The organism is Neptuniibacter sp., from assembly GCF_024231755.1.
Taxonomy (GTDB): domain Bacteria; phylum Pseudomonadota; class Gammaproteobacteria; order Pseudomonadales; family Balneatricaceae; genus Neptuniibacter.
The window spans coordinates 1-11,003 of the sequence record NZ_JAAEQH010000362.1; the positions used below are offsets into that span (position 1 = coordinate 1).

11 protein-coding genes and 1 other RNA gene are annotated in these 11,003 nt (G+C 47.9%); 4 read left to right on the plus strand and 8 right to left on the minus strand.

Annotated elements, in window-relative coordinates; all coding sequences use genetic code 11:
- Nucleotides 1–54 precede the first annotated feature (54 nt).
- The 4 genes from cysE to grpE form a co-directional block, all read right to left on the minus strand.
- A complete protein-coding gene (gene cysE, locus GY843_RS20080; RefSeq protein WP_297312357.1) occupies nt 55–858 on the minus strand; it encodes a serine O-acetyltransferase in 804 nt (267 codons plus the stop codon).
- 48 nt (nt 859–906) lie between these two features.
- Nucleotides 907–2,040, minus strand: a complete 1,134-nt coding sequence (gene dnaJ, locus GY843_RS20085) for a molecular chaperone DnaJ (protein ID WP_297312359.1) — start codon at nt 2,038–2,040, stop codon at nt 907–909.
- A 172-nt stretch (nt 2,041–2,212) separates the two neighbouring features.
- Nucleotides 2,213–4,144, minus strand: a complete 1,932-nt coding sequence (gene dnaK / locus GY843_RS20090) for a molecular chaperone DnaK (RefSeq protein ID WP_297312361.1) — start codon at nt 4,142–4,144, stop codon at nt 2,213–2,215.
- A 129-nt stretch (nt 4,145–4,273) separates the two neighbouring features.
- Nucleotides 4,274–4,894 (minus strand): nucleotide exchange factor GrpE, encoded by a 621-nt coding sequence (grpE, locus tag GY843_RS20095; protein ID WP_297312363.1) that lies wholly within the window; start codon nt 4,892–4,894, stop codon nt 4,274–4,276.
- A gap of 197 nt (nt 4,895–5,091) precedes the next feature.
- On the opposite strand from grpE, the gene recN reads away from it, so the two are divergent.
- On the plus strand, nt 5,092–6,753 hold the full coding sequence (gene recN / locus GY843_RS20100; RefSeq protein ID WP_297312365.1) for a DNA repair protein RecN: 1,662 nt from the start codon (nt 5,092–5,094) through the stop codon (nt 6,751–6,753).
- 113 nt (nt 6,754–6,866) lie between these two features.
- On the opposite strand, the gene fur is transcribed toward recN, so the two are convergent.
- Nucleotides 6,867–7,289 (minus strand): ferric iron uptake transcriptional regulator, encoded by a 423-nt coding sequence (gene fur / locus GY843_RS20105; RefSeq protein ID WP_297312366.1) that lies wholly within the window; start codon nt 7,287–7,289, stop codon nt 6,867–6,869.
- Nucleotides 7,290–7,409: 120 nt separating this feature from the next.
- Between fur and GY843_RS20110 the strand changes: the two genes are divergently transcribed.
- A complete protein-coding gene (locus tag GY843_RS20110; protein ID WP_297312369.1) occupies nt 7,410–7,748 on the plus strand; it encodes an outer membrane protein assembly factor BamE in 339 nt (112 codons plus the stop codon).
- A gap of 23 nt (nt 7,749–7,771) precedes the next feature.
- Here the strand turns inward: GY843_RS20110 and GY843_RS20115 are convergent, their stop codons facing one another.
- Genes GY843_RS20115 through GY843_RS20125 form a run of 3 tightly spaced genes read right to left on the minus strand, consistent with a single transcriptional unit; the run spans nt 7,772 to nt 9,938 of the window.
- Nucleotides 7,772–8,086 carry an RnfH family protein gene (locus tag GY843_RS20115; RefSeq protein ID WP_297312372.1) on the minus strand — a complete coding sequence of 105 codons (315 nt, stop codon included), beginning with the start codon at nt 8,084–8,086 and terminating at the stop codon, nt 7,772–7,774.
- Nucleotides 8,087–8,125: 39 nt separating this feature from the next.
- Entirely contained in the window at nt 8,126–8,557 is a 432-nt protein-coding gene (locus GY843_RS20120) for a type II toxin-antitoxin system RatA family toxin (protein ID WP_297312374.1), read from the minus strand.
- A gap of 16 nt (nt 8,558–8,573) precedes the next feature.
- On the minus strand, nt 8,574–9,938 hold the full coding sequence (locus tag GY843_RS20125; protein ID WP_297312376.1) for a sodium-dependent transporter: 1,365 nt from the start codon (nt 9,936–9,938) through the stop codon (nt 8,574–8,576).
- Nucleotides 9,939–10,122: 184 nt separating this feature from the next.
- Here GY843_RS20125 and smpB point away from each other — a divergent pair, with 184 nt between their 5' ends.
- Together smpB and ssrA are read left to right on the plus strand one after the other, a co-directional pair.
- The gene (smpB, locus tag GY843_RS20130) at nt 10,123–10,596 is read left to right on the plus strand and encodes an SsrA-binding protein SmpB (protein WP_297312379.1); all 474 of its coding nucleotides are present in this window, start codon (nt 10,123–10,125) and stop codon (nt 10,594–10,596) included.
- Between the two features lie 47 nt (nt 10,597–10,643).
- Nucleotides 10,644–11,002, plus strand: a transfer-messenger RNA (tmRNA) gene (gene ssrA / locus GY843_RS20135).
- Nucleotide 11,003: the final 1 nt, after the last annotated feature.

Below are 11,003 nucleotides of genomic sequence, written 5' to 3' on the forward strand. Positions count from 1 at the left end.
ATACGACCAGCCGCGCCAGTCACTGCCACTTTTATCATGTTTCGTTCGCTCTACTTAATTTTTGTCGTGCAGAATATTCTGATCCATATCCAGTGCAGGTTTTTCACACTGAGGATGACCAACTTCACGGGCAGGAACACCTACCACTGTCGTATGTGCAGGCACTGCATCAAGCACCACACTACCACCGCCGATTTTAGCACCGGTTCCGATCTCGATATTACCGAATATCTTAGCACCCGCAGCGATCATCACACCTTCACGAATCTTAGGATGGCGATCACCGCACTCTTTACCTGTACCACCCAGTGTCACCGACTGCAGGATGGAAACATCATTCTCAATGATCGAAGTCTCGCCCACGACGATGCCGGTTGCATGGTCAAACATAACGCCATGACCGATCTTGGCTGCCGGATGGATATCTACTTGAAGCACACTGCTGACACGGCTCTGGATATACAGGGCCATACTTTTGCGGCCTTTATTCCACATATGGTGCGCTACACGATAGGCCTGAATAGCATGAAAGCCTTTCAGATACAGTAAAACCGTGGAGTGCTTATCAATAGCAGGGTCACGAGTGCGTACAGCGGCAATATCAGCACATACTGCTGCCAGGATCTCTGGTGCTTCGCGGAAAACTTCCTCAATCACCAGACGAAAAGTTACCGCAGGCACTGCATCGTCATAGAGTTTTCGGCTCAACAGGTAGGCCAGAGCCGAACACAAACTCTGATGACCAAGAATATTGGCGTGATAGAAACCTGCCAACACAGGCTCCTGCAATACTTCCTGCTCAGCTTCTGCTGTAATCTCATCCCAAAGCCAGGTTGGGCATTCTGGATTCTGGCTCATGCCATCTCCGCTCTCAAATAGTTAAGGGGCTAAATAAGCCCCTTAACCTTAGGTCATATCTTCAAAAAACTTTTTCACAGAATCGAAAAAGCCATGCTTTTTCGGGCTGTGTTTATGCGTACCCTGTTCCATCTCATCCTGAAACTCACGCAGTAACTCTTTTTGTCGGCTGCTAAGTTTTACCGGTGTTTCAACCACCACTTTAACTAACAGGTCACCGGTAGAACCGCCTCGAACAGGCGCTACACCTTTACCACGCAGACGGAACATTTTGCCAGTTTGCGTCTCGGAAGGCACTTTCAGTTTCACACGGCCATCCAGTGTCGGCACTTCCAGTTCACCACCCAGCGCAGCATCAACAAAGCTAATTGGTACTTCGCAGTAAAGATGTTTGCCATCACGCTCGAAGATCGGATGGTCCTTAACATGTACCTGAACATATAGATCACCAGCCGGGCCACCATGGGTTCCCGCTTCACCTTCACCCGCCAGACGGATACGGTCACCGGTATCAACACCCGCAGGGATCTTAACGTTAAGCGTCTTGGTTTTCTCTTTACGGCCATGACCATGACAGTCACCACATGGATCAGAGATTACCTTGCCTTCACCGTGACAGGTTGGACAAGTCTGCTGAACAGAGAAGAAGCCCTGCTGCATACGAACCTGGCCTTGACCACCACAAGTGCCACAAACCTTGGCAGAAGTACCTGGTTTAGCACCAGTTCCATCACAGGTTTCACAAGCCACCAGCGTAGGAACCTGAATACTTTTCTCTACACCACGAACCGCTTCTTCCAGCGACATTTCCATGTTGTAGCGAAGATCAGCACCACGCTGTACAGAGCTGCGACCACCACGACCGCCACCGCCGCCGAAGATATCACCGAAAACATCGCCGAAGATATCCGAGAAGTTACCTTCGAAGCCGCCACCATGACCGCCGCGCATATTTGGATCAACACCGGCATGACCGTACTGATCATACGCAGCCTTTTTCTGTGCATCAGACAGCACTTCATAGGCTTCGTTAACTTCTTTGAATTTATCTTCTGCTTCCGTATCGTCCGGATTACGGTCCGGATGATATTTCATAGCCATACGGCGGAAAGCTTTTTTGATATCGCGATTAGATGAATCTTTGGAAACACCTAATACTTCGTAATAATCTCGTTTCGACATGCTCAATACTCAAATAGAGTCACTACTCTATTACAGTCATAACACTGATTTCAGCGTTGTGCCGGATATGACAACGCGGGCATAAAGCCCGCGGTGCCGAATTTATAGGCCTCTGCACCGTTTTACACTGCACAGAGGCTACGCTTGTTTAGCTCGCTTAAGCTAAGACAACTTATTTTTTGTCGTCTTTAACTTCTTCGAACTCAGCGTCTACTGCATCGTCGTTACCGCCAGCCTGCTGCTGTTCAGCACCGCCTGCAGCCTGTTCTGCTTCAGCCTGCTGTGCAGCTTCAGCATACATCTTCTGAGCAACGCCAGAGATTGCTTCTGTCAGCGCAGTAGTTTTAGCTTCGATAGCGTCTTTGTCGTCGCCTTTCAGCTCTTCTTCCAACTCAGCAGTAGCAGCTTCGATCGCAGCTTTCTCTTCGTCCGTCGCTTTATCACCCGCTTCTTCCATAGTTTTCTTAGCGGAGTGAACCATTGCATCACCCTGGTTACGGGCAGCAGTCAGTTCTTCGAACTTCTTATCTTCTTCAGCGTGCGCTTCAGCATCAGTAACCATCTGCTCGATCTCGTCATCGCTCAGACCAGAAGATGCTTTGATTACGATAGACTGCTGTTTGCCAGTCGCTTTGTCCTGAGCAGAGACGTTCAGAATACCGTTAGCGTCCAGGTCGAAAGTAACTTCGATCTGTGGCACACCTCGTGGCGCAGGAGGAATATCTGCCAGGTCGAAACGACCCAGAGATTTGTTAGATGTAGCCTGCTTACGCTCACCCTGTACTACGTGAATAGTTACAGCGTTCTGGTTGTCATCCGCAGTAGAGAAGATCTGTGACTTCTTAGTTGGGATAGTCGTGTTCTTCTCGATAACTGGAGTAGCAACGCCACCCATAGTTTCGATACCCAGTGTCAGAGGTGTTACGTCTAGCAGCAGAACGTCTTTAACGTCACCCGCCAGTACCGCACCCTGGATCGCAGCACCCATAGCTACCGCTTCGTCTGGGTTAACGTCTTTACGTGCTTCTTTACCGAAGAACTCAGCAACCTTCTCCTGAACCATTGGCATACGCGTCTGACCACCAACCAGGATAACCTCGTCGATTTCAGAAGCGCTCAGGTCAGAATCCTGCAGAGCAATTTTACATGGTGTCAGAGAGCGAGTTACCAGTTCTTCAACCAGAGATTCCAGCTTGGCACGAGTAATCTTAACGTTCAGGTGCTTAGGACCTGTTGCATCTGCAGTGATGTAAGGCAGGTTAACGTCAGTCTGCTGTGCAGAAGACAGCTCAACCTTAGCTTTCTCAGCAGCTTCTTTCAGACGCTGCAGTGCCAGTGGATCGTTGTGCAGATCGATACCAGATTCTTTCTTGAATTCGTCTGCTAAATATTCGATCAGGCGCAGGTCAAAGTCTTCACCACCCAGGAACGTGTCACCGTTAGTGGACAGTACTTCGAACTGGTGTTCACCATCAACTTCAGCAATCTCGATGATAGAGATATCGAAAGTACCACCACCCAGGTCGTATACAGCGATAGTTTTGTCGCCTTTAGACTTGTCCATGCCGTAAGCCAGTGCCGCAGCTGTTGGCTCGTTGATGATACGCTTAACGTCCAGGCCTGCGATCTTACCCGCATCTTTAGTCGCCTGACGCTGAGAGTCGTTGAAGTATGCTGGAACAGTGACTACTGCTTCTGAGATCTCTTCACCCAGGTAGTCTTCTGCAGTTTTCTTCATCTTCTTCAGAATCTCTGCAGAGATCTGAGGTGCAGCCAGCTTGTCGCCTTTTACTTCTACCCAAGCGTCACCGTTGTCCGCTTCGATAATTTTGTAAGGCACCATTTTGATGTCTTTCTGTACAACGTCATCTTTAAAACGACGACCGATCAGACGCTTGATCGCAAACAGAGTGTTGTCTGGGTTAGTTACTGCCTGACGCTTTGCAGGCTGGCCTACCAGAATTTCACCTTCATCAGCGTACGCGATGATAGATGGCGTTGTGCGATCGCCTTCAGCGTTTTCAATTACTTTAGCGCTGTCACCGTCCAGGATAGAAACACAAGAGTTTGTGGTTCCCAGGTCAATACCGATGATTTTACCCATTTGTATCTGCTCCAATATTCTTGCTGCCCGGTTCGACGGACAGTTAATCAATCTCTTTTGACTTTTCAGTCAGCTTGAAACCTATATAAGTACGATTTATGCGGTTTCAAGGCTGCTTAATAAAAAATCTTAACCTTTAGCTACGATAACCATAGCTGGACGTACTAGACGGCCATGCAGGGTGTACCCCTTCTGCATAACTTCTACTACGGTGTTTGCTGCTGTATCTGGCACTGGGATCATAGACATTGCCTGATGCAGTGCTGGATCAAACATTTCACCTTTCGGGTTTACCTGTTCCATCTGGAATTTAGCCAGACCTGAGATAAACATATTCATGGTCATCTCTACGCCTTCGCGCATTGGTTTCAATGCTTCATCGTCGCCAAAGGCTTCGATCGCACGTTCCAAACTATCCAGGATAGGCAGCATTTCATTGGCAAACTTCTCAACACCATATTTATGCGCCTTCTCAACATCCGCTTCCGCACGACGACGTACATTTTGAGCATCCGCTTGAATGCGCAACATCTGATCTTTCAAGCTTTCGATTTCTGCCTGCGCAGCAGACAGATCCGATGCCAACTGGACCATTTCAGCCATCTCAGGAGCAATACCAGCATCAATTCCTTCAACTGCGTCTGCTGCTTCAGCCACTGTTTCAGTTTCAGCTGCAGTTTCTGCAGCCTGATCTGCTGCAGATTCAGTTTTTTGCTCTTGATCTACCGGGTTCAGTTCTTCGTTTGCCATTTTCTAATCTCCAACCCGCCCTTACGAAATATTGGGCGCCTGTTAGGGTGAAATACTGTTGACCTGTATATGGGGACATAGAAAGCGGTTTCAACACTTAGAATATGGTTTTTTTGCCCCATTTTTAGATAAAGATTGCAACCAATCGAAATATGGCTTATACAGAAAACACTGTATAAAAACACATGTATTTTATTATGCTAAATCAGTTAACCATTCGTGACTTTGCAATCGTTGAACATCTGGATCTGGAACTTAACCAGGGCATGACCGTGGTGAGCGGGGAAACCGGTGCAGGTAAATCCATCATGCTAGACGCTTTAGGGCTAACCCTGGGTGATCGAACCGAAAGCGGAGCAGTAAGGCACGGCGCAGATAAAGCCGATATCAGTGCAAGCTTTAACATAGCCAGCATTCCTGAAGCCCATAGTTGGTTAACTGAGCATGACCTGGATAACGATGGTGAGTGCATACTTCGCCGAGTGATCACTAAAGAGGGGCGCTCCCGTTGTTATATCAATGGTCGCCCGACTCCTGCTGCACAGGTAAAAGCATTGGGCGAGCACCTGATCGCTATCCACGGCCAACATGAACATCAGCGCCTGCTGAAAAAAGACCACCACCGCAACCTGCTGGATGACTTTGCCGGTGAAAGCAAACTGGCAACTCAGGTTCGCGAAGCCTTTCAGCATTGGCACAAATTGGATTCTGAACTTAAACAGCTATCAGAACAGAGCGCCGAGCAGACGGCCCGCGTACAACTGCTTAGCTACCAAATAGAAGAACTGGATCAACTTGATCTACAGGATGGCGAGCTTAAACAGCTTGAAGAGGAGCAGAAAACCCTGGCGAATGCTGGAGAGATCCTCAATACCGGACACCAGTTGATCAATCTCACCAGTGACGGAGAAGACAACAACTGTGCACAACTGCTTAACCACTGTTTGCAGATGCTATCCGATATGCAATCAGAATCACCGTCTGTTCGCCAAGCCAGCGAAATGCTCAACACAGCCCTGATTCAGGTAGAGGAAGCCAGCAGCGAAATCCGCCATTATATGGATCGCGTTGAGATAAACCCTGAGCGCCAACAGGAAGTAGAAGAACGCTTATCAACCATCTTTGAAATCGCGCGCAAACACCGCATTCAGGCAGATCAACTCCCTGAATTTCATGCAGGATTATCCGCAGAGCTTTCTGGCCTGAACCGCTCTGATGAAGAACTGGAACAGCTGGCCGCCGATGTTGAAACTGCCCGTAATACCTTTCAGGATCTCGCTGCGAAGCTAAGCGCAAAACGCGATAAAGCAGCAAAAAAACTCAGCAAGCTGGTTGACCAGCAACTACACAGCCTGGGCATGCCATCTGCTCAGATCTCTGTTGCTCTCAATCCATTGGCTCAACCAAACGCTCAAGGCCTGGAAGAAGTTGAATTCCTAATCATCACTAACAAAGGACAACCCGCTAAACCACTGGCAAAAATCGCTTCAGGCGGTGAGCTTTCCCGAATCAGTCTGGCTATTCAGGTAATCACGGCACAAACTTCTACAACGCCTACCCTGATTTTCGATGAAGTTGATGTGGGTATAGGCGGAGCTATAGCCGAAGTCGTCGGCAAGCTATTACGCCAGTTAGGAGAAACTGCACAGATTCTTTGTGTCACCCATCAACCCCAAGTGGCTTCTCAAGGCCATCAACACCTGTTTGTCAGCAAAAGTAGTGACCACAGTCATACCCACACGCAGATTAATACGCTGGATGATGAAAACCGCATACAGGAAGTGGCTCGCATGCTCGGTGGTATTGATATCACCGAACGTTCCTTGGAACACGCCCGAGAGATGCTTAGTCTGGCTTAAGAGGGTCGTTGATTCACACACAACAGGTATGAATATAAAAAGAAGGGATATAGCAGATACTAAAAGGCCAGCATCTAAGCTGGCCTTTTAGTTATCACCGTAGAGAGAGGAGCTTATTTTTCGTCAGCATCCTTATGCACACCGTACAGATAAATCGTACGATCGGTCACGGTAAAGCCCATAGATTCGGCAATCTCATTCAACAGCTCGTTCAAACGAGGGTCATTAAACTCTTTTACGATGCCACTTTTAACACAAACAATGTGATCATGCTCTTCGTCACGCGCCAGCTCAAATACAGAGTGGCCACCTTCGAAGTGATGACGTGTTACCAGACCAGCTGCTTCGAACTGAGTCAAAACACGGTAAACAGTCGCCAGACCTACATCTTCACCTCTTTCCATCAGCAACTTGTAGATATCTTCAGCGCTGAAATGATCACCTTCTCCAGCCTGTTCCAGAATCTGGTAAATTTTTACGCGCGGCAAAGTTACCTTGAGACCGGCTTTTCGAAGTTCCTGATTTTCAACTGACATAAATTAATCTCTAGAGCTATTGGTGATGACATATTAGGCGCAAACTGCTTATTCGCTTGTTCAAATGCGCATGAATCTTTATTATCCGCATTTACGCACAATAGTGGAAGCAAAAATCAGATGCAAAAAGTTCTTATTGCTTCAGTACTTACTTTAGTACTAAGCGGCTGCTCAGGTTTCCCAGGGGTTTATAAAATTGATATTCCTCAGGGCAACGTGGTTACTCAGGATATGGTTGACCAGCTGCGTCCAGGCATGACTGAAAGCCAGGTTCGTTACATCATGGGCACCCCACTAATTACCGATACCTTCCACCAAGGACGCTGGGATTATCTTTATTCCAAGAAAAGCGGCACCGATGGTAGCCTGGTTCGCGAACGCCTGACACTCATGTTCAGCAACGGGAAACTAAGCGGCCTGAGCGGTGACTTCCGCCCAGGTGGTGGCAAAGAGAGCTAAGCTTTAGCTCTCAATAAACCTGCCTATTTATTGCGCGCAGCCTCTTCAGCCTCTTTCTGAGCTTTCATCTTAGCTGCGCGTTTAGCTCTCGCCTCTTTTGGGTCAGCGATAAGCGGTCGATAGATCTCGACCCTCTGTCCTTCGCGCAAAATTGTTTCCTTTGGATCTTTAATCGCTTTAGAGAAAATCCCCATAGGATCATTTTCCGGATCGATCTGCGGATACAGTTCAGTAATGCCTGATTTGATGACAGCCTCGTATGCCGTGCAGTCTTCATCAACATTCAGCGATATGATTTTCTGCTCAGTAGGTAGAGCGTATGCAACTTCTACAATCATAATTTTCTCTTAGAGCCCGTTCACGCTAAATTGACCTTCCTAGTCATAAACAACATCAGCGCGGCTAACAAACGCATCCACAAGGGTAGTCGCAACCTGATTAAATACTTTACTCATCGCCAAAGATGCCAGCTTCCCAGAAAACTCAAACTGCAGATTCAGGCTGACTTTGCAGGCCTCATCACTCAACACTTTGAAATCCCAAACACCGGATAGAGAAGAGAAAGGCCCCTCTTCTAATTCCAGCGTCATACGCGTTGGCCGGGAAAGTTGATTACGGGTGGTGAAGCTATATTTCAAACCACCCTTCGACAAATAGAGTGTAGCGACCAGCTCGTCATCCGTACGGCTGATCACCTCTGTTTTAGAACACCAGGGCAGAAACTCAGGGTAACGCTCAACATCATTAATTAAATCAAACATCTGCTCTGCAGTATGCAAAACCAGTGCACTGCGATCTACCTGAGTCATTCTTTGCGGGCTTCTCTTACTTCAGTTTCTCAATCAAATTGAGAATAAAAATTGCGGCAACCGCCACCGGGGCGACAAAACGGAGCACAATATACCACGCATTAAACAAAGTTGGAGATTTCATAGCCAATTCGCTCTCTGTAGCATGGCGCTTCATAAACCAGCCCGCAAACAGCGCAATAAACAATCCACCCAACGGCAACATTACATTCGCTGTAACAAAATCGAGGAAGTCGAATATATTAAATCCAGCTAGTTTCACATCCGAGAGGAAGTTGAACGAACCGAGCGCGGCCACACCCAATGCCCAGACGATAAAACCAAGAACCGCACAGGATGGCACTCGGTTCCAGCCAAATTTCTCAACCAACCACGCAGTTGCGGGTTCCATTAGAGAGATAGCCGAAGTCCAAGCAGCAATACCCACCAGCAAGAAGAAGACAAAACCAAAGATCTGGCCACCCGGCATCTGTCCAAATGCCACCGGTAGCGTCACAAACATCAGGCCCGGACCTGCACCAGGGTCCATACCATTGGCAAATACGATTGGGAAAATAGCCAGACCCGCAATCAGAGCCACCAGAGTATCCATAAACGCGATCATGAGTACAGAGCTGCCGATGGAGGTTTTCTTAGGAAGGTAGGAACCATAGGCCATAATTGCACCCATACCCAAAGACAAGGTGAAGAACGAATGCCCCAGAGCCACCAATACGGCATCCCAACTCAACTGCTCCGGATCGAAATGGAACATGAAGTCCCAGCCCTGAGCAAAAGCGCCCGTCTGAGTTGAATAACCCAGCAGTAACAGCAACAGCACAAACAGCGCCGGCATCAGGAAACGTACGGCATTCTCCAGACCTTTCTTAACGCCACCCGCAATAACCAGCATCACCATCACAACAAAGATCGTATGCCAGATCAGCAGCGTTTGCTCATCTGCAAGCAGGTCATTAAAGACCTTACCGGCATCATCACCGCCAATTGCGATAAAGTCGCCAACTCCCATACCCGCTATGTAGTAGAGCACCCAACCAGCAACTACAGAGTAGAAGGAGAAGATCATGAAGCCTGCCAGCACACCCATCCAGCCAAGAAGTGACCAACTTCCAGAATGCCCCGACTCGATAGCTACATCTTTCATTGAGTTGATAGGACTCTGACGACCACGACGACCAATCAGCACCTCGGCCATCATGATTGGTACACCTACCAACAAAATACAGAACAGGTAAACCAGTACAAACGCCCCACCACCGTTTTCACCGGTTATATATGGGAACTTCCAGATATTACCTAAGCCAACAGCAGAACCTGTAGCCGCCAGAATAAAGATCCAGCGTGAGGCCCACGCGCCATGAATTGATGTTTTTTCCTGCATACCCTGCTCTTCTTTTAATTAACGAGTGTTGGAAATTATAGACACTGATTTTTTCATCTTTCTTGCTCTATGTACAATTCGATTTTCTCATATAGGAAATTTTATAGACTATAAGAAACACCAATCCAATCTATTAGCGATAAGCGCTTTTCTTGCCGTATACAGGTCTATATAATCGCCCGCCATGGCTAAAAAGAAGAAAGCGCCTTCAGGCAACAGTATCTGTCAAAACAAAAAAGCTCGTCACGATTATCTTATTGAAGATAAATTCGAGGCTGGCCTGGTTCTGACTGGCTGGGAAGTTAAAAGCTTACGCGAAGGCCGTGCACAACTAGTTGACTCCTACGTGGTTATCCACAAGGGCGAAGCTTGGCTGGTTGGTGCCCATTTCACACCTTTGAAAACTGCCTGCACCCATGTTGTAGCCGATCCCACACGGGACCGTAAACTACTGCTTAACCACCGTGAGCTGGTCAAAATCATCAGTGCCACGGAAGCTAAAGGTTTCACCTGCGTAGCCCTCGCCCTGTACTGGAAAGGCAACCGCGTTAAATGTGAGATCGCTTTGGCGAAAGGTAAGAAACAACATGACAAACGCGCAGCAGACAAAGACAAAGACTGGGCACGCCAGAAACAACGTTTGATGGCAGCAAAATAAACCTTCTTCTTAATTGATGGTCATAGAGCTATAATGGCTCACTATCTGGGGATGACTTGGCTTCGACGCTGATTACAAAACCTTAGGTGCATGTCGAGAACGTAGTGAATCTCGTAAATCCCTCACTACACAGTTATAGTTGCTAACGACGATAACTACGCTCTAGCTGCATAAGTCAGCTTGTGCCGCTCCTTCAGGTGTCTGTAACTAGAGGATTTTGCGGTATCATTCGAGACAGAATCGCCCGGATGCTTCGCCTTAAGCTGAACGGCTAAAACTAAAAAGGCTCGCCCATAACACCCTGGCTCTCGGGTCGTGACGGGTTAACTCAATAGAGAAGCCTAAACATGTAGATCTTGAGGCGGAGGATTGACGGACGCGGGTTCGACCCCCGCCATCTCCACCAC

Coding starts and splice junctions, on each gene's coding strand:
- cysE (WP_297312357.1), bottom strand. CDS start 858: ATGAGCCAGAATCCAGAATGCCCAACCTGGCTTTGGGATGAGATTACA.
- dnaJ (WP_297312359.1), bottom strand. CDS start 2,040: ATGTCGAAACGAGATTATTACGAAGTATTAGGTGTTTCCAAAGATTCA.
- dnaK (WP_297312361.1), bottom strand. CDS start 4,144: ATGGGTAAAATCATCGGTATTGACCTGGGAACCACAAACTCTTGTGTT.
- grpE (WP_297312363.1), bottom strand. CDS start 4,894: ATGGCAAACGAAGAACTGAACCCGGTAGATCAAGAGCAAAAAACTGAA.
- recN (WP_297312365.1), top strand. CDS start 5,092: ATGCTAAATCAGTTAACCATTCGTGACTTTGCAATCGTTGAACATCTG.
- fur (WP_297312366.1), bottom strand. CDS start 7,289: ATGTCAGTTGAAAATCAGGAACTTCGAAAAGCCGGTCTCAAGGTAACT.
- GY843_RS20110 (WP_297312369.1), top strand. CDS start 7,410: ATGCAAAAAGTTCTTATTGCTTCAGTACTTACTTTAGTACTAAGCGGC.
- GY843_RS20115 (WP_297312372.1), bottom strand. CDS start 8,086: ATGATTGTAGAAGTTGCATACGCTCTACCTACTGAGCAGAAAATCATA.
- GY843_RS20120 (WP_297312374.1), bottom strand. CDS start 8,557: ATGACTCAGGTAGATCGCAGTGCACTGGTTTTGCATACTGCAGAGCAG.
- GY843_RS20125 (WP_297312376.1), bottom strand. CDS start 9,938: ATGCAGGAAAAAACATCAATTCATGGCGCGTGGGCCTCACGCTGGATC.
- smpB (WP_297312379.1), top strand. CDS start 10,123: ATGGCTAAAAAGAAGAAAGCGCCTTCAGGCAACAGTATCTGTCAAAAC.